14 protein-coding genes are annotated in these 19064 nt (G+C 67.6%); 9 read left to right on the top strand and 5 right to left on the bottom strand.

The window, feature by feature from the left end:
• Positions 1–26 precede the first annotated feature (26 nt).
• Positions 27–629, bottom strand: a complete 603-nt coding sequence (locus OG758_RS25595; protein WP_326712112.1) for a single-stranded DNA-binding protein — start codon at positions 627–629, stop codon at positions 27–29.
• A gap of 75 nt (positions 630–704) precedes the next feature.
• Positions 705–995, bottom strand: a complete 291-nt coding sequence (gene rpsF, locus OG758_RS25590) for a 30S ribosomal protein S6 (protein ID WP_052578287.1) — start codon at positions 993–995, stop codon at positions 705–707.
• A 266-nt stretch (positions 996–1261) separates the two neighbouring features.
• Between rpsF and OG758_RS25585 the strand changes: the two genes are divergently transcribed.
• From OG758_RS25585 to OG758_RS25575, 3 genes are all read left to right on the top strand, one after another.
• A complete protein-coding gene (locus tag OG758_RS25585) occupies positions 1262–1576 on the top strand; it encodes a hypothetical protein (protein WP_326712111.1) in 315 nt (104 codons plus the stop codon).
• A 116-nt stretch (positions 1577–1692) separates the two neighbouring features.
• Positions 1693–2814 (top strand): peptidoglycan bridge formation glycyltransferase FemX, encoded by a 1122-nt coding sequence (gene femX / locus OG758_RS25580; RefSeq protein WP_266562331.1) that lies wholly within the window; start codon positions 1693–1695, stop codon positions 2812–2814.
• Positions 2815–2933: 119 nt separating this feature from the next.
• Positions 2934–3965, top strand: a complete 1032-nt coding sequence (locus OG758_RS25575; RefSeq protein ID WP_266672322.1) for an alanine racemase — start codon at positions 2934–2936, stop codon at positions 3963–3965.
• An 84-nt stretch (positions 3966–4049) separates the two neighbouring features.
• Here the strand turns inward: OG758_RS25575 and OG758_RS25570 are convergent, their stop codons facing one another.
• Both OG758_RS25570 and OG758_RS25565 read right to left on the bottom strand, forming a co-directional pair.
• Positions 4050–5552, bottom strand: a complete 1503-nt coding sequence (locus OG758_RS25570) for a glycosyltransferase family 87 protein (protein ID WP_326712110.1) — start codon at positions 5550–5552, stop codon at positions 4050–4052.
• 150 nt (positions 5553–5702) lie between these two features.
• On the bottom strand, positions 5703–8459 hold the full coding sequence (locus tag OG758_RS25565) for a transglycosylase domain-containing protein (RefSeq protein ID WP_326712109.1): 2757 nt from the start codon (positions 8457–8459) through the stop codon (positions 5703–5705).
• 385 nt (positions 8460–8844) lie between these two features.
• Here OG758_RS25565 and OG758_RS25560 point away from each other — a divergent pair, with 385 nt between their 5' ends.
• The 4 genes from OG758_RS25560 to OG758_RS25545 all read left to right on the top strand — a co-directional run bounded on the left by OG758_RS25560 (position 8845) and on the right by OG758_RS25545 (position 12626).
• The gene (locus tag OG758_RS25560; protein WP_326712108.1) at positions 8845–9525 is read left to right on the top strand and encodes a PadR family transcriptional regulator; all 681 of its coding nucleotides are present in this window, start codon (positions 8845–8847) and stop codon (positions 9523–9525) included.
• Positions 9526–9568: 43 nt separating this feature from the next.
• Positions 9569–10651, top strand: a complete 1083-nt coding sequence (locus OG758_RS25555) for an inositol-3-phosphate synthase (RefSeq protein ID WP_326712107.1) — start codon at positions 9569–9571, stop codon at positions 10649–10651.
• Between the two features lie 115 nt (positions 10652–10766).
• The gene (locus tag OG758_RS25550) at positions 10767–12023 is read left to right on the top strand and encodes an MFS transporter (RefSeq protein WP_326712106.1); all 1257 of its coding nucleotides are present in this window, start codon (positions 10767–10769) and stop codon (positions 12021–12023) included.
• Between the two features lie 114 nt (positions 12024–12137).
• Positions 12138–12626: an LppU/SCO3897 family protein gene (locus OG758_RS25545; protein WP_326712105.1), complete on the top strand. Its 489-nt coding sequence runs from the start codon at positions 12138–12140 to the stop codon at positions 12624–12626.
• Positions 12627–12736: 110 nt separating this feature from the next.
• On the opposite strand, the gene OG758_RS25540 is transcribed toward OG758_RS25545, so the two are convergent.
• A complete protein-coding gene (locus OG758_RS25540) occupies positions 12737–14188 on the bottom strand; it encodes a CCA tRNA nucleotidyltransferase (protein ID WP_326712104.1) in 1452 nt (483 codons plus the stop codon).
• Positions 14189–14381: 193 nt separating this feature from the next.
• Here OG758_RS25540 and OG758_RS25535 point away from each other — a divergent pair, with 193 nt between their 5' ends.
• A complete protein-coding gene (locus OG758_RS25535) occupies positions 14382–16718 on the top strand; it encodes a DUF6049 family protein (RefSeq protein WP_326712103.1) in 2337 nt (778 codons plus the stop codon).
• Between the two features lie 45 nt (positions 16719–16763).
• Complete coding sequence (gene murJ, locus OG758_RS25530; RefSeq protein WP_326712102.1) at positions 16764–19001, top strand: murein biosynthesis integral membrane protein MurJ; 2238 nt, start codon at positions 16764–16766, stop codon at positions 18999–19001.
• The last annotated feature ends 63 nt before the right edge of the window (positions 19002–19064 follow it).

Raw genomic sequence — 19064 nt, 5'->3', positions numbered from 1 at the left:
TACGGCCCACCCCTTGGCCCTGAGGCCTAGAAGGGGGGCTCGTCCGAGTAGCCGCCGCCGGAGGAGGACCCGCCGGAGCTTCCGCCCCAGCCGCCTCCGCCGCCCTGCTGGCCGCCGCCGGCCGGCGCACCGGTCGCCCAGGGATCGTCGGCGGGAGCACCGCCGCCGCCCTGCTGCTGACCGCCACCGGAGCCACCGCCCCAGTTGCCGCCACCCTGCTGGCCGCCGCCACCGCCGCCGCCGTATCCGCCCTGGCCACCGCGACCGGTGGTCTTGGTGACCTTGGCCGTGGCGTTCTTCAGGCTGGCGCCGACTTCCTCGACGTCCAGCTCGTAGACCGTGCGCTTGACGCCCTCACGGTCCTCGTAGGACCGCTGCTTCAGCCGGCCCTGCACGATGACGCGCATGCCTCGCTGGAGCGACTCCGCGACGTTCTCCGCCGCCTGACGCCAGACCGAGCAGGTCAGGAACAGGCTCTCGCCGTCCTTCCACTCGTTCGTCTGACGGTCGAAGGTGCGGGGAGTGGACGCGACACGGAACTTCGCGACCGCCGCACCGGAAGGGGTGAAGCGCAGCTCGGGGTCGTCGACAAGATTGCCGACGACCGTGATGACGGTCTCGCCTGCCATGGGGGAACCTCTCGGCGGGTTTGCTGCTGGCTGCTTGCTGCTACTCGAAACCCGAGTGCCGCTGAGCTAGGAAGCTCAGTGGGTCTCGGGACGGAGGACCTTGGTCCGGAGGACCGACTCGTTCAGGTTCATCTGGCGGTCGAGCTCCTTGACGACCGCAGGCTCGGCCTGCAGGTCGATGACCGAGTAGATGCCCTCGGGCTTCTTCTTGATCTCGTACGAGAGACGACGACGGCCCCAGGTGTCGACCTTCTCAACCTTTCCGTTGGCCTCACGGACAACAGAAAGGAAGTTCTCGATCAGCGGGGAGACAGCGCGCTCCTCGAGATCGGGGTCGAGGATGACCATCACTTCGTAGTGACGCATGTGGAACCCACCTCCTTTGGACTCAGCGGCCACGGTCGTTCCGTGGCAGGAGGGTCGTGATGCGTACGCAACGGTATCGGCGACCACTGACAATCGGGCCCCCGCTGGCGGGGCACCCTGGTCAGGGCATGAGCAGACACCGGTGCAGACGGTACAGACTACCTGCACCACGGCTTCCGGTTGAAATCCGACCGCGAGAGGGCACAATCTGTACACATCGGGTGTGTATGGCGCTACGATGCGCCGCCTTCCGCAGGAGGTGCCACATGGCACAGGCAGTGCGACCCAACACCACGACATCTCTCTTCGCCACGGACGGGAAGCCCCATCCCCTCCAGGACTCGCTTGTCGCGGTGGCGATGATTCTCGGGGCGATCGCCATCATCTCTTCGCTCTTCAGCAGCCTCCACCTGGTCAGCTCCTGGGCAGGGCTGATCGGCGTCCTGACCGGCGCGTACGGCCAGTTCATCTCGGTGACGACGCGCGAGCGCTTCGGTCTCATCCTGGGCCTCGGCGCCTCGGCCATCGGCCTCTTCATCGGCATGGCCCACGGTGGCCTGTTCGGCGGTGTCATCGGCTGACGGCCCGCGCAGCTTCCATAGGCCCATTCGGGGCGCTCCCAGGGCGCAGTAGGCTTCGGCGCGAGAGCCGGAGCCCTTGTACCCATGGGGACACACCAGCCCGAGGAGCGCCCCGAATGAGCCTGACCCTGAGGACCATCAGCCGAGAGCAGCATCTGGCATACATCCAGAGCCTGCCCTCGGCTAGCCACATGCAGGTCCCGGCATGGGCTGATGTGAAGGCGGAGTGGCGCTCCGAGAGCCTGGGATGGTTCGACGAGCGGACCGGCGAGATGGTCGGCGCGGGCCTGGTCCTGTACCGGCAGCTGCCCAAGATCAAGCGCTATCTCGCCTACCTGCCCGAGGGCCCGGTCATCAACTGGTTCGCTCCGAACCTCGACGACTGGATGCGTCCGATGCTGGCGCACCTCAAGCAGCAGGGCGCCTTCTCCGTGAAGATGGGCCCGCCGGTGATCATCCGACGCTGGGAGGCCACGTCGATCAAGAAGGGCATCCAGGACCCGGACGTCAAGCGCCTGCGCGACATCGAGGCCGACTTCATCGAGCCGCGCGCCTTCGAGGTCGCCGACAAGCTCCGCCGCATGGGCTGGCAGCAGGGCGAGGACGGCGGCGCCGGCTTCGGCGACGTCCAGCCCCGCTACGTCTTCCAGGTGCCGTTGGCCAACCGCTCCCTCGAGGACGTGCACAAGGCCTTCAACCAGCTCTGGCGCCGCAACATCAAGAAGGCCGAGAAGGCCGGCGTCGAGGTCGTCCAGGGCGGCTACCAGGACCTCGCCGAGTGGCAGCGCCTCTACGAGATCACGGCTGTGCGCGACCACTTCCGGCCCCGCCCGCTGTCGTACTTCCAGCGCATGTGGACGGCCCTCAACAGCGAGGACCCCAACCGCATGCGGCTGTACTTCGCCCGCCACGACGGGGTGAACCTGTCGGCGGCGACGATGCTCGTCGTCGGGGGGCACGTCTGGTACTCCTACGGAGCCTCCGACAACATCGGCCGTGAGGTCAGGCCCTCGAACGCGATGCAGTGGCGGATGCTCCGCGACGCCTACGCGCTCGGCGCGACGGCCTACGACCTGCGCGGCATCAGCGACTCGCTCGACGAGTCGGACCACCTCTTCGGTCTGATCCAGTTCAAGGTGGGCACCGGTGGGCAGGCTGCCGAGTACCTCGGCGAGTGGGACTTCCCGCTCAACAAGCTGCTGCACAAGGCTCTCGACATGTACATGTCGAGACGCTGAGCCCCGCCCCGTCCGCCTGGTCCACACGGCCCGGGCGGACCCTGCACAATTCACGTAGCTCAAAAGCTTCTTCATACCTCTGATACACCGCAGCCACGAGAAAGGTTCCGGGACCGGCCATGGCGCTCACGCTCTACGTCGACACCGCGCGCTGGCGGGCACACCACAAGCACGTGCTCGAGCAGTTTCCGGGGATCGTCCCGGTCTGCAAGGGCAACGGCTACGGCTTCGGCCACGAACGGCTCGCGGACGAGGCCACCCGCTTCGGCTCGGACGTCCTCGCCGTAGGCACGACCTACGAAGCCGCCCGGATCAAGGACTGGTTCAGCGGTGACCTGCTGGTCCTGACCCCGTTCCGGCGGGGCGAGGAGCCCGTGCCGCTGCCCGACCGTGTGATCCGCTCCGTCTCCTCCGTCGACGGCGTGCACGGCCTCGTCGGCGCTCGCGTCGTCGTCGAGGTGATGTCCTCGATGAAGCGGCACGGCGTGAGCGAGCAGGAATTGCCCCAGCTCCACTCCGCCATAGAGGACGTCCGGCTCGAGGGCTTCGCGATCCACCTGCCCCTGGACCGCACCGACGGCTCCGACGCCGTCGAGGAGGTCATCGGTTGGATGGACCGTCTGCGCGCGGCCAGGCTGCCGCTGCACACGATGTTCGTCAGCCACCTCAAGGCCCAGGAACTCGCCCGCCTTCAGCAGCAGTTCCCGCAGACCCGGTTCCGGGCGCGCATCGGTACGAGGCTCTGGCTGGGCGACCACGAGGCGACCGAGTACCGCGGCGCGATCCTGGACGTCACCCGCGTAGCCAAGGGCGACCGCTTCGGTTACCGCCAGCAGAAGGTCGCCTCGGACGGCTGGCTCGTGGTCGTCGCCGGCGGTACGTCGCACGGCGTGGGCCTGGAGGCCCCCAAGGCGCTGCACGGCGTCATGCCGCGCGCCAAGGGTGTGGCCCGCGCGGGCCTCGCGACCGTCAACCGGAACCTGTCGCCGTTCGTCTGGGGCGGCAAGCAGCGCTGGTTCGCGGAGCCCCCGCACATGCAGGTCTCGATCCTCTTCGTACCGTCCGACGCCCCCGAGCCCCGGGTGGGCGAGGAGCTGGTGGCCCATCTGCGGCACACCACCACGCAATTCGACCGGATCCTCGACCGCTGACCGAGGCTTAGTACACCCCGAGTCCTTCGGACAAACGGAAGGGCCGGACACCATCACGGTGTCCGGCCCTTTTCGTGCGTTCGCTCAGAGCGAACGCCCCTCGTCCTTACCCCAGCCCCAACTCACTTGTGGCCGCTCCTCGTTGTGTACCGCGTGCCGTGGGGGATGGGCGGCGTATCCGAGCACGAACACGTCCGGCGCTCCGTCCAGGACGCCGCCCGACGGATCGTCTTCCCCTGAGCGTCTGACCACGTCCCGTTCCGGCATCAGGATGTCGCGGACGATCACCGCGCACAGATAGAGCGTGCCCAGCAGGTGGATGAGAATGACGAGGTGGTAGCCGTCCGTGGGCAGCCCCCGGTGCTTGTCACCGCTCGTGGTGTACGCGAGGTACATCCAGATCCCGAGGAAGTACGCGACCTCGCACGCCTGCCAGATCAGGAAGTCCCGCCAGCGTGGCCTGGCGAGGGCCGCGAAGGGGATCAGCCACAGGACGTACTGCGGTGAGTAGACCTTGTTGGTGAGGATGAACGCGGCGATGACCAGGAAGGCGAGCTGCGCGAGGCGGGGCCGGCGTGGCGCGGTGAGGGCGAGTGCGGTGATGCCCAGGCAGGCCAGGACCATCAGCACCAGCGCGTAGGTGTTGGCGTCGTCGGGGCTGATCTGCGCGTCCCACCGCTGCTGGATGATCAGCCAGATGGACCCGAAGTCGACGCCGCGCTCCTGGCTGAAGCGGTAGAACTTCGACCAGCCCTCGGGGGCGAGCAGCATCACCGGCAGGTTCACGACGAGCCACGCGCCCACCGAGCCGGCCAGGGCCTTCCCGAAGTCCCGCCAGCGTCCGGCGCGCCAGCACAGCAACAGCAGCGGGCCGAGCACCAGGAACGGATAGAACTTCGCGGCCGTGGCCAGGCCCAGCAGGACGCCGAAGGCGACCGACCGGCCCCGCGACCACATGAGCATCGCGGCCGCCGTGAGGGCCACGGCGAGCAGATCCCAGTTGATGGTGGAGGTCAGCGCGAACGCGGGCGCGAGGGCGACCAGGAGGCCGTCCCAGGGCCGTCGCCGGTGGGTGCGGGTCACGCAGATGGCGATCGCCACCGCGCAGATCATCAGCATCCCGGCGTTGACCATCCAGTAGACCTTCTCCAGGTGCTGGATGGAGCCGCCGCCCAGGGTCAGCCAGGACGCGACCTCCATGAACACGCCGGTCAGCACCGGGTACTCGAGGTAGTCCATGTCGCCGGGCAGCTTGTCGAAGTAGGGCACCAGGCCGTCGGCGAAGCCCCGCCCCTGATAGAGGTGCGGGATGTCCGAGTAACAGGCGTGCGTGTACTGCGAACTGGCGCCGAAGAACCACCCGCCGTCGTAGCAGGGGAATTTCTGCACCATGCCCAGCGCGAACATGCCGATCATCACCAGCGCGATGACGCGTACGGGGGTCCACCAGGAGCTCCCGAGCAGCGCCCATCGTCCGATCGGTCCACCGATCAGTTCGCTCCCCGCTGCGGCGACCTCGTCCTCCTTGGTCGGCCGTACCGGGTCCGGCTGTTGCACATGCGTGCGCGTCGTCTCTGCACTGGGCATGCCGCACATCCTGCCGTACGCGCCTGAGAACGGGGCGAGGGCCGCCGCACCCGATCGGTGCGGCGGCCCTCGCTTGGCGCTGTTCACTCACTGTTTCACGTGGAACACGCAGCGTTTCACGTGAAACAGGCGGCGTGGGATCAGCTCCGGCTAGCCCGCCGGCCCTCCGAAGATGCCTCCGTTGCCATTTCCGTTGTTGCCGCCGTTGCCTCCCCCTGGGTCCGACGGCGAGCTGGTCACGCCACCGTCTGTGCCGCCCGTGGGTGTCCCACCGGTGCCACCGTTCGACGTTCCGCCGTTGTTGTTGCAGTTCCACGACCAGCTGCTGCAGGACTCGCTGGTCGACGGCGACGGGCCGGGGGAGGACTGACTGGGCGACGGTTCCACCGTTGCCGAATCCGAGGGAGAAGGAGTCGCCGAGGGAGTGATGCTCGGGCTCGGGGTGGCGCCGACGATCGAACCGATGGGCTCGGGAGTGGGGAACGACATGGAGGGCTCACCCTTGAGGGCCTCCATCATGTAGTCGTGCCAGATCTCGGACGGGAACGAGGCTCCGTGGATCTTCTCCTGGTTACCCGTGCCGTACATCTCCAAGAACTCGCGCTTCTTGCTGTTCTCGTTGTCGTCCATCCGGTACATCGTGATGGCTGTCGACAGCTGCGGGGTGTAGCCCACGAACCAGGCGGACTTGTTGCCGTCGGTCGTACCGGTCTTGCCCGCGACCTGGCGGCCAGGCAGCTTCGCGTTGGTACCCGTTCCCTTGTCGACGACGGTCCTGAGGACGTCGGTGACGTTGTTCGCGACGTCCGGCTGGAAGGCCCTGACCGGCGCCTTCGGGTGCCGGTAGACCGTATCGCCTTCGTGGTCGACCGACGTCACGGAGAACGGATCGTTCCGCTGCCCGCTGGCCGCGAAGGTGCCGTAGGCGCCGGCCATACGGATCGCGCTCGGGTCTGAGGTGCCCAAGGAGAAGGAGGGGTAGTTGGCGCTCGCGAAGCTGGTGTCCTTGATGCCCGCGTCGCTGGCGGCCTTCTTCACCTTGTCCAGACCCACGTCCATGCCCAGCTGGACATAGGCGGAGTTGACGGACTCCCGCATCGCCTCACGAAGGTCGATCTGGTAGGTCGGCCGGTTGTAGGACTCCCCGCCGTCGTTCGTCTGGAGCCACTCCTTGCCGTCCTTGTCCGTCCAGACCTCGCCGTTGTACTTCTTGATCTTCAGCTTGTTCTGGCCGCTGTAGAGACTCTTCGGGGAGACCGGGGTGCGCTCGCCCTCACCTTGTTCCTCGGGCCCCTTGGGATTGCGAATTCCGTCCCTCATCGCGGCAGCCAGCACGAACGGCTTGAAGGTCGAGCCGACCTGCGCACCGGTCTGGTCGGCGTTGTTCGTGTAGTGCCTTGTCGCGTCCTCACCGCCGTAGATGGCCTCGATCGCGCCGCTCGTGGGGTTCACCGAGGCGCCGCCGAACTGGACGTACTTGTCCGTCTTCGGGCGGAGCTTCTGGTTGATGTTCTCCTTGCGGACCTTCTTCACGGCCGCTTCGAGCTTGTGCACCTTCATCTTGTCGAAGGTGGTGTGGATCTCGTAGCCGCCCTTCTGCAGGTCGAGGGCGGTGATCCTGCCGTGGCTGTTGTTGATGACGTAGGCCTTGGCGAGGTCCACGAGATAGCCGGTCTGGCCACCCAACGAGGGGTTGGACCGCGGGCTCTGCAGCGTGGGGAAGCCTTCTGCTTTGAACTTCGCCCGGTCCGTGGCGTCCAGACGCTTGTCCTTGACCTCTTCGTCGAGGATCCAGCTCCACCGCTTCTCCGCGCGGGCCTTGTTCTTGGCAGGCGTCGCCTGGACCGGGTCGATCTCCGGCGCACCGGCGGGGTCGTAGTACGTGGCGCCCTTGAGCACCGACGCCAGGAAGGCGCACTGGCTCGCATTGAGGTTCGAGGCGTCCTGGTTGAAATACGTCCGGGCGGCTGCCTGAATCCCGTAGGCACCGCGTCCGTAGTACGCGGTGTTCAGGTAGCCGGCCATCACCGTCTCCTTGGGCTCCGTACGGCCCACCTTTATAGAGACGAACAACTCCTTGACCTTGCGCGAGATCGTCTGCGACTGGTCGTCGAGCATCGCGTTCTTCACGTACTGCTGCGTGATGGTCGAGCCGCCCTGCGTCGCACCGCCCTTGGCCATGTTGACGAACGCGCGGGCGATGCCCATGGGGTCTACGCCCTTGTCCGTCTCGAACGTCTTGTTCTCGGCGGACATGACGGCGAACCGCATGGCCTCGGGAATCTCTTCGTACTTGATGATCTGCCGGTTGGTCTCGCCACCGGTCGCGACCATCTGCTTGCCGTTGGACCAGTAGAAGACGTTGTTCTGGGCCTTGGCCGTGTCCGCCGTCTTAGGGACATCCACCATGGCGTACCCGATGCCCGCCGCGGCCATGAGGCTGGCGCAGAGGCCGACGAACAGACCCGTCACCAGGCGCCAGGACGGCAGCCAGCGGCGCACCCCGTACTTGTCGGAGCGCGGGTAGTCGATGAACCTCTTTTTCTGTGGCGGCCGGGAGGGTCCGCGGCCCCTGCCGCGACCTGGCCCGTCCGACCCCTCGGGGCCGCCTCCACCGCGCCGGCCGCCGCCTCCGCGGCCACCACCGCCGTCAGGTGCCTTTCTGCGGCTCCCTCCGGCGCTGCGCTGCGCGGCCCGGCGCGCTTCCGCCCGGCCTCCGTACGGGCGGTCGTCGCCCGTCGAGCCGGACGATCCTGTGGACCCCGGCGTTCCATATGCATCAGAAGGTGATCCGGTGGCGTCACGCGGTGCCGCGCGACGGCCCGGCGATGCGCCGGACGTGCCACGACGGGCCGCGGCACGTCCGCCGCCCTGTGGCTGCGGCGGTTTGCGACGGTGCTCGCTCATCGAACGACTACTCCTCGGGCAGGCGCTGACATGCGCGCCTGGAAACGGCGGCTGGTTTCCGGTCCCCCCGAAATACGGATGCGCCCCTTCTGGCACTCACCCGCAATGCACCGGGGACAACGACGCCCACAGGCGTCACTTGGTTCCCGGCGGTCTGCATGGCGGACAGACTACGCACCGCCAAAACCCACCTAGGGGTGAAGTTCACCCCAAATCAGGCAACTCGCTTGGTATGAATCGGTGATGTGACGCCGTTCACCGTGATCCCTCTTGTCCCATCCGTGGGGTCGTTCTATCGTCGTGATGTATCGAGTCGATACATCAGCTCGGCATAAAGAGTCCGTAAGAGGTCGTGACACCGACCGCGACAGAGGAGGAGGCGACGATGAGCCGACGTTCCGGCATCCTCGAGTTCGCCGTCCTCGGACTGCTCCGCGAGTCCCCGATGCACGGCTACGAGCTGCGGAAACGACTCAATACATCGCTGGGGGTCTTCCGCGCCTTCAGCTACGGGTCCCTCTACCCCTGCCTCAAGACGCTGGTCGCAAGCGGCTGGTTGATCGAGGAAACGGGGAGCACACCCGAGGACGCCCTCGCCGCACCACTCGCAGGGCGTCGCGCCAAGATCGTCTATCGGTTGACGGCAGAAGGTAAGGAGCACTTCGAGGAGCTGCTCTCGCAGACCGGCCCGGACGCATACGAGGACGAGCATTTCGCCGCGCGGTTCGCCTTCTTCGGGCAGACCTCGCGTGACGTACGTATGCGCGTGCTCGAAGGCCGTCGCAGCCGGCTCGAGGAGCGCCTCGAAAAGATGCGCATCTCCTTCGCCCGCACCCGGGAACGCCTTGACGACTACACCCTTGAGCTCCAGCGGCACGGAATGGAATCCGTGGAGCGCGAAGTGCGCTGGCTGAACGAGCTCATCGAGAGCGAGCGGGCGGGGCGGGATCAGCGGCGGTCCGACCCCTCCGACGCAGCTCAGCAGGACACATCTGGAGAGACGGGCGGCCTGCCCCGGCACCGGGACAGCACCCGGCCGGATCCGTCCGACGACACCGCCACGTGAGGCCCATTCGGGGTTTCACCGATACACACAGGGAGCAACCGGAATGGGTTCGGTTCGCGTAGCCATCGTCGGCGTGGGCAACTGCGCCGCCTCGCTGGTCCAGGGCGTCGAGTACTACAAGGACGCTGACCCGGACGCCAAGGTCCCGGGCCTGATGCACGTCCAGTTCGGCGACTACCACGTCCGCGACATCGAGTTCGTCGCCGCCTTCGACGTCGACGCGAAGAAGGTCGGCCTCGACCTCTCCGACGCCATCGGTGCCAGCGAGAACAACACCATCAAGATCTGCGACGTGCCCAACACGGGCGTGACCGTCCAGCGCGGCCACACCCACGACGGCCTGGGCAAGTACTACCGCCAGACCATCGAGGAGTCCCCCGAGGCCCCGGTCGACGTCGTCCAGGTCCTGAAGGACAAGCAGGTCGACGTTCTGATCTGCTACCTGCCCGTCGGTTCCGAGGACGCCGCGAAGTTCTACGCGCAGTGCGCCATCGACGCCAAGGTCGCGTTCGTCAACGCCCTTCCGGTCTTCATCGCCGGCACCAAGGAGTGGGCGGACAAGTTCACCGAGGCGGGCGTGCCGATCGTCGGTGACGACATCAAGTCCCAGGTCGGCGCCACCATCACGCACCGCGTCATGGCGAAGCTGTTCGAGGACCGCGGTGTCCGTCTCGAGCGCACCATGCAGCTGAACGTCGGCGGCAACATGGACTTCAAGAACATGCTCGAGCGCGAGCGCCTGGAGTCCAAGAAGATCTCGAAGACGCAGGCCGTCACCTCGCAGATCCCCGACCGCGACCTGGGCGAGAAGAACGTCCACATCGGCCCGTCGGACTACGTCCAGTGGCTCGACGACCGCAAGTGGGCCTACGTCCGCCTCGAGGGCCGCGCCTTCGGTGACGTTCCGCTGAACCTGGAGTACAAGCTCGAGGTCTGGGACTCCCCGAACTCCGCGGGTGTCATCATCGACGCCCTGCGCGCCGCGAAGATCGCCAAGGACCGCGGCATCGGTGGCCCGATCCTCTCCGCGTCCTCGTACTTCATGAAGTCCCCGCCGGTTCAGTACTTCGACGACGAGGCCTACGCGAACGTCGAGAAGTTCATCAAGGGCGAGGTCGAGCGCTAACCACACACAGTGCGGCGCGTAGCAGCGGTAACGCGCCTCTCCTTGTGGGCTGTTGAGGTCCCCGGATGCACACACGTGCGCCCGGGGACCTTTCCCGTATGTGAGGCTTGGCCTCATGGCTGTCGTCCGTGACCTGCGCGTACTCCTGCGCTTGAGGGACTTCCGGCGCCTGTTGGCACTGCGGCTGCTCTCCCAGGGCGCGGACGGCGTCTACCAGGTCGCGCTGGCCACCTACGTGGTGTTCTCGCCGGAGAAACAGGCTTCGGCCGGCGCCATCGCCTCGGCCATGGCCGTACTGCTTCTCCCGTACTCGGTCGTCGGCCCGTTCGCGGGCGTCCTCCTCGACCGCTGGCGCCGCCGCCAGGTCTTCCTCTACGGCAACCTCCTGCGGACCGTCCTGGCATCCTTGACGGCCGTCCTGATGCTCAGCAATGCGCCGGACTGGCTCTTCTACGCCTCCGCCCTGTGCGTCACCGCCGTCAACCGCTTCATCCTCGCCGGGCTCTCCGCCGCCATGCCGCGCCTCGTCGACGCCGAGCGCCTGGTGATGGCGAACTCCGTCTCGCCTACCGCGGGCACTCTCGCCGCCACGCTGGGCGGCGGACTCGCGTTCGCCGTGCGGCTGCTCATCTCGGACTCCGACGCCCTGGTGGTACTCGTCGGGGCGGCCCTCTACCTGTGCGCGGCGCTCGCGTCCCTGCCCATGTCCGTGGAACTGCTCGGTCCGGACGCGGAGTTGGTGCGTCCTGGCCTACGGACGGCGCTCACCGGCACGGCACAGGGGCTCGCCTCGGGCGTACGCCATCTGACCGCGCGCCCCGCAGCCGCCCGCGCCATGGCCGCCATGACACTGATGCGGTTCTGCTACGGGGCGCTGACCGTCATGGTCCTCATGCTCTGCCGCTACTCCTGGTCGTCCACGGAGTCCGACGGACTTGCCTTGCTGGGCCTCGCCGTGACGATCTCGGGGGCCGGATTCTTCGCCGCCGCCGTCGCCACGCCCTGGGCCTCGGGGCGGCTGGGACGCGCCGGGTGGATCATCGTCTGCGCGGGGGCGGCAGCAGTCCTCGAACCAGCGCTCGTGCTTCCGTTCGCACCCGCCCCCATGATGGCCGCCGCCTTCGTCCTGGGCCTGACGACCCAGGGCGCGAAGATCGCCACCGACACGATCGTGCAGTCCTCGGTGAACGACGGCTTCCGTGGCCGGATCTTCTCCGTTTACGACGTGCTGTTCAACGTCGCGTTCGTCGGCGCGGCCGCAGTGGCCGCGCTGATGCTGCCTCCTGACGGACAGTCTGTTGTGCTGGTGCTCACCGTGGCCCTGATCTACGCGGCGATTGCTGGCGCTATGGCCAGGTTCGACACCCAGTAAGTGTCACATCAATGACACAGAGCCCCTCCCGACTTCAGAGATGTCAGTCGGTACGGATAACTTACGGGCGTCTTATCCGCGCCATCGCGCCTAAGTTCGAGGGGGACCCCCAAAGTGACCACTCCGCCGCCGCAGGGCCAGAATCCGTTCGCCCAGGGCCAGCAGCCCGCTGGCCCGCCGCAGGGCGGTCCGTACGCTCCGGCCGCCGGCCAGCCCGGGGTTCCTCAGCAGCCTTACCCGCCGCACGCCCCGGGTACGCCCATCCCGCCCGGGCGCCCGTCGGGCAGCGGTAAGAAGAAGGCCCTGCGCATCGTTGCGCTGATCGTGGTCGCCATCGCGCTCTACGGAGTGAAGTGGTACCTCGGCCAGAGCGACGCCGAGACGACTGCCGTCGGCAGCTGCCTGCACAACAACGGCACGACGTCCGCTCCGGACCTGAAGGACGTCGACTGCTCCTCGAGCGACTCCGAGTACAAGGTCATCGAGAAGTTCGACGGCACCAGCGACGTCGACAAGTGCAACTCGGTCAAGGGCACCGAGGTCTCCTACTACCAGAGCGGTGGCAGCCACGACGTGGTGCTCTGCCTGAAGGAAACCAAGTAGGAGCAAGCACTCGCATCACCATGCCGAAGGGCGCTGTTTCACGTGAAACAGCGCCCTTCGGCATGTCCGCCCCGGGTCGATGTTTCACGTGAAACATCGACCCGGGTCACTCACTCGGCGTTCTGCTGCGCCGCCCACCATTCCTTGAGCGCCGTCACAGCCGCGTCATGCTCCATCGGCCCGTTCTCGAGCCGCAGTTCCAGCAGGAACTTGTACGCCTGCCCGATCGCCGGCCCCGGCTTGATGCCCAGGATCTCCTGGATCTGATTGCCGTCGAGGTCGGGACGGATCGAGTCCAGCTCCTCCTGCTCCTTGAGTCGCGCGATGCGCTCTTCCAGGCCGTCGTACGCATGCCCCAGCGCATTGGCCTTCCGCTTGTTACGCGTCGTGCAGTCGGAGCGGGTCAGCTTGTGCAGGCGGTCCAGCAGCGGACCCGCGTCACGGACGTAGCGGCGGACCGCGGAGTCGGTCCACTCGCCGGTGCCGTATCCGTGGAAGCGCAGGTGCAGCTCGACCAGTCGCGCGACGTCCTTCACGAGTTCGTTCGAGTACTTCAGCGCCGTCATGCGCTTCTTCGTCATCTTGGCGCCCACCACTTCGTGGTGGTGGAAGGAGACCCGGCCGTCGTCCTCGAAACGCCGCGTCTTCGGCTTGCCGATGTCGTGCAGCAGGGCCGAGAGACGGAGCACGAGATCCGGGCCGTCCGACTCCAACGCCATCGCCTGCTCGAGGACGATCAGCGTGTGGTCATAGACGTCCTTGTGCCGGTGGTGCTCGTCCCGCTCAAGGCGCAGTTCGGGCAGCTCGGGCAGGACATGACCGGCGAGGCCCGTGTCCACAAGGAGGGTGAGGCCCTCGCGGGGGTGTGCGGAGAGGATCAGCTTGTTCAGCTCGTCCCGCACCCGCTCCGCGGAGACGATGTCGATGCGGTCGGCCATGTCCTTCATGGCCTTGACGACCTCGGGGGCCACCTCGAAGTCCAGCTGCGCGGCGAACCGTGCGGCCCGCATCATCCGCAGCGGATCGTCGGAGAAGGACTCCTCAGGGGTTCCGGGCGTACGCAGCACGCGCTCGGCAAGGTCGTCGAGCCCGCCGTGCGGGTCGATGAACTCCTTCTCCGGCAGGGCCACGGCCATCGCGTTCACCGTGAAGTCGCGACGCACGAGGTCTTCCTCGATGGAGTCGCCGTACGAGACCTCCGGCTTGCGCGAGCTCCTGTCGTACGCCTCGCAGCGGTACGTGGTGACCTCGACCTGGTAGCCGTCCTTCTGGCAGCCGACGGTCCCGAAGGCGATCCCGACCTCCCACACGGCATCCGCCCAAGGCCTGACGATCTTGAGCACATCTTCGGGACGCGCGTCCGTGGTGAAATCCAGATCGTTGCCGAGCCTGCCGAGGAGCGCATCCCTGACCGAGCCACCGACCAGGGCGAGAGAGAACCCGGCCTCCTGGAATCGACGGGCGAGGTCGTCGGCGACAGGGGCCACCCGCAGCAGCTCGCTCACCGCGCGGCGCTGCACCTGGCTCAGGGCACTGGGATTGTCTTCATTGGCGTTCGGCACAACAGAAAAGGGTACGTGGCCCGAGCCCAGGGTTCCGCCTCGTTTTCGGTGGGTGTGCGCGAGCCCTGCCGGATGCCCCCTACCCTGTCTTCCGATCATGTGGAGCAGTCCGCGGCACTTCGCCACAGCGCACCTCGTTACCATGCGTGGACTATCCGACGACCACTGACGACGACGAGGGACGGGCGAGCGCGTGGCCGAGGCGGCAGACTTCCAAGGGATGACTCCCTCACCTGCCCGTCGAAGGTGGCGGCGTGCGGGGGCGTTGCTCTCCGGAGCGCCTCTGCTGGCCGCCCTGACCCTGTTCGGCGGCTCCCCCGGATACGCCTCCCCGCAAGCACCTGCGGCCGACGCGATCGGCACGAGCACCGTCGATGTGGCCGTGAACTCGCTCACTCCGAGTGCACCGTCCGACGGCGACACGGTCACCGTCACCGGCACACTCACGAACAACAGCAAGCAGGCCGTCACGAACGCCCACGTGGCGCTCCGCCTCGGTTCTGCCCTCGGTGGGCGCGCCTCGATCGACGACGTCTCCCGGCACGCGGCGGGGGGAGTGCCGGACGGCAGGGAGATCGGCGGCAAGTACGCCAAGAAGATCTCCAAGCTGGCCCCCGGCGCGACGCAGGACTTCAGCCTCTCCGTCCCCGTCAAGGAGATGGGCCTCGGCGCCGACGGCGTCTACCAGCTCGGTGTCGCCCTGACCGGCCAGACCGTGACTCAGGCCTACCAGCAGACGCTCGGCATCCAGCGGACCTTCCTCCCATGGCAGCCCGAGGCCGCGGGGACGAAGACGAAGACGACGTACCTGTGGCCGCTCATCTCCCAGACCCACCTCACGGCGGAGACGGGATCCGACGAGCAGCAGACGCGGATCTTCCATGACGACAGCCTCGCCAAGGAGATCGCTCCGGGCGGCCGTCTCCAGCAGATGCTGTCCCTCGGTACCGCCCTCGACGTGACCTGGGTGGTCGACCCCGACCTCCTCGCCTCCGTCGACGCCATGACGAGGCCGTACAAGATCAAGGAGCCGGACGGCACCGAGATCAACGGCAAGAATCAGACGGTCGCCAAGCAGTGGCTGAACGACCTGAAGAACGCCGTCGCCGACCAGAAGGTCGTCGCCCTCCCCTTCGCCGACCCGGATCTCGCGTCGCTGGCCCACAACGGCACGAAGGTGACCGGTTCCCTCGGACACCTCAAGGACGCCACCGATGCGGCCTCCACGACCGTGGAGACGGTCCTGCACGTCAAGCCGGACACGAGCTACGCCTGGCCCGCCGACGGCGCGATCGACCCCAGCATCGTCAATGTCGCGACGTCCGCCGGCGCCGACAAGGTGATTGCCCGCAGTGACAGCCTCCAGGAGCGGAACAACCTGCCGTACACACCGTCGGCAGCCCGCCCCATCGGCAGCGGCACGACGGCCGTGGTGACCGACGCGCGGCTGTCCGAAGCCTTCCAGGGCGACATGACGAAGGCCGAGAACTCGACGCTCGCCGTGCAGCAGTTCCTCGCGCAGAGCCTGACGATCAACCTTCAGGAGCCCGACAACGAGCGCAACATCGTGGTCGCGCCGCAGCGCATGCCGTCCGCGAGCCAGGCGCAGTCCATGGCCCAGGCGATCAAGACCGACCAGGACAGCAACTGGTCGGAGTCCGAGGACCTGGCCGCGGCCACGAAGGCGAAGCCCGACCCCGAGGCGACCACCCGAGTCCCCTCCTCCCGGTTCTACCCCTCGTACCTGCGCAAGCAGGAGCTGCCCCAGTCGGCTTTCCAGGCGATCCAGGACACCCAGACCAAGCTCACCAACTTCCAGGTGATCCTCTCCGACCCGTCCCGCGTGGTGACGCCGTTCGGGCGGGCCATGGACCGGCAGATGTCCACGTCCTGGAGGGGCCGCCCCGCCGAGGCGCAGGCGTACCGCGATGGTGTCGCCGACTACCTCTCGGCGCTCACCAAGCAGGTCAGGCTCATCGAGAAGTCCGAGGCGAAGCTCTCCGGACGCAGCGCGACGATCCCGGTGACGGTCCAGAACAACCTGGTGCAGGGCGTCGAGCACCTTCACCTGCGCCTCACGTCGACGAACGGCGCCCGCCTCAAGATCGGCGACGGACCGTACGCGGAGCGCGGGGTGAAAGTCGCCGGCGGGCACAGCCAGTCGGTGAAGTTCACCACCACCTCGAACGCCAACGGCAGGGTCCCGGTCTTCGCCCAGCTGTACACGGAGGACGGTCAGCCCTACGGCCCCGAGGTCCGGTTCGACGTGAACGTCACCGAGATCACTCCGACCGTGATGCTCGTCATGGCCGGCGGCGTTCTGCTCCTCGTCCTCGCCGGGTTCCGCATGTACACCCAGCGCAAGCGCGCCGCCGCGCAACGTGCCGAGGAGGGACCTGACGACGGTCAGAACGGGGAGTCGGGCTCCGAGCCCGGGGAAGGCGACCCCGAGCAGCCGAGTGACCCGACACCGGACACCGCTCCGGAAAGCACGGACCCGTCCGGCACGGGTGAGAGAGTGGACCGTTGAGCGATGTCGTGGCCGTGGGCCCGGGGACGATGAGGTGGGGTAACCATGAACGCGCCGTACGACGGTGACCGTGGCCAGGGCCCGGGCGGCTCGGCCTCGGCCGGGGGTCCGCCCCCCGGTCACGAGGGAGCGCCCGGCCAGGTCCCGCCGCCCCACCCAGCCCCGGACGCGTATCCGCAGGACGCGTACCTCCAGGACGCCTACGACCAGGATCCGTACCAGGCCCAGGACCTCACGGCCCAGGATCCGGTGACGGAGGCGCTCTACGACCGCGCCGCGCACCCTCCGCCGCCTCCGGGCACCTATGAGGCCCCTCAGCCGCTCTACAACCCGCCTCCCGCAGCCCAGTACCCCCCGGACCCCCGCGTGTGGGCCCAGACGCCTGCTCCCGAGCCGGAGGGCCCGTCGAGGCTCCTTCCCTACGGCGATGACGCCAGGACCACACAGTTCCTGGGCGTCGACGATCTGATGACGCAGGCGAGCGAGGCACAGCACGAGCCAGACGCCTTCGCGCATCTCTTCCGTGACCAGCAGAGCAACGGTGGCGGCCGTCCGCCGGCCGAAGCTTCCGGCGTTCCGGTGCCCACCGCCGGACCGGCTCAGCCTCCCGTCCAGGACAGCACGCCCGCACCTGTCCCTGCCCCGGCCAAGGCGGGCCGCGCGTCGGGCCTCCTGAAGTCGAGTGCCGTCATGGCGGCGGGCACCCTGGTCTCACGCCTCACCGGTTTCGTACGCACCATGGTCATCACGGCCGCCCTCGGCGCCGCGACGCTCGGTGACGCGTGGACCGTGGCGTACACCCTTCCGACGATGATCTACATCCTGACCGTCGGCGGCGGCCTCAACTCGGTGTTCGTGCCGCAGCTCGTGCGGTCCATGAAGGAGGACGAGGACGGCGGGGAGGCCTACGCCAACCGCCTGCTGACCCTCGTCATGGTCGCGCTCGGCGTGATCGTCGCCGTGGCCGTTTTCGCGGCGCCAATCCTGATCCGGCTGATGTCGACGCCGATCGCCAACGATCCGAACGCGAACAACGTCGCCGTCACCTTCGCCCGCTACTGCCTGCCCACGATCTTCTTCATGGGCGTGCACGTGGTCATGGGCCAGATCCTGAACGCCCGCGGGAAGTTCGGCGCGATGATGTGGACTCCGGTCCTGAACAACATCGTCATGATCTTCACGTTCGGCATGTTCATCTACGTCTACGGCACCGCGGCAAACTCTCAGCTGCACGTCGACACGATCCCCGCGGACGGTGTCCGGCTGCTCGGCATCGGCACCCTGCTCGGTCTGACGGTGCAGGCGCTGGCGATGATCCCGTACCTGCGCGAGACCGGCTTCCGGTTCCGGCTGCGGTTCGACTGGAAGGGCCACGGCCTCGGCAAGGCCGTCAAGCTCGCCAAATGGACCGTCCTGTTCGTCCTCGCCAACCAGGCGGGCGTCCTCGTCGTCACCCAGCTCGCCACCGCCGCCGGGAAAGCGTCCGGCAAGTCCGGCGCGGGCATCATGGGTTACTCCAACGCCCAGCTGATCTGGGGCATGCCGCAGGCGATCATCACCGTCTCCGTCATGGCGGCGATGCTGCCGCGGATCTCGCGCGCGGCCCACGACGGCGACCCCGGAGCGGTCCGTGACGACATCTCGCAAGGACTGCGCACCTCCGCGGTCGCGATCGTCCCGGTCGCCTTCATGTTCGTCGCCCTCGGCGTGCCGATGTGCACCCTGCTCTTCGGATCCAGCGGCGCCGACGGCGCCCGCTCCATGGGCTACATCCTCATGGCGTTCGGCCTCGGCCTGATCCCGTACTCCGTGCAGTACGTCGTGCTGCGCGGCTTCTACGCGTACGAGGACACCCGGACGCCCTTCTACAACACGGTCATCGTGGCCGCCGTCAACGCGGCCGCGTCGGGGATCGCCTACCTTCTGCTGCCCGCCCAGTGGGCCGTGGTCGGCATGGCCGCCTCGTACGGTCTCGCGTACGCCATCGGTGTGGGCGTCGCCTGGCAGCGCCTGCGTAAGCGTCTCGGCGGCGACCTGGACGGCGCACAGGTCATCCGTACGTACGCCCGCCTCTGCATGGCCTCGATTCCGGGGGCCGTCGCCGGTGGCGCGGTAGGTTTCCTGATCATGAGGGCGCTCGGCGGCGGCGCGGCGGGTTCGATCGCAGCGCTGGTCGTGGGCGGGGCCGTACTGCTGGGTGTCTTCTATGTCGCCGCCCGGCGCATGCGGATCGAAGAGCTCAACTCGATGGTCGGAATGGTCCGCGGGCGCCTCGGCCGCTAGTGGCCGGGCCGGCCGCACAACCATCGCGGGCTATCGCGTGTCGTGCTTATCGCCGGACTGTGG

It is taken from the genome of Streptomyces sp. NBC_01474 (assembly GCF_035918215.1).
Lineage (GTDB): Bacteria > Actinomycetota > Actinomycetes > Streptomycetales > Streptomycetaceae > Streptomyces > Streptomyces aureus.
The sequence above is the reverse complement of the archived record's forward strand: the minus strand, read 5'-3'. Positions and strand labels throughout refer to the sequence as shown.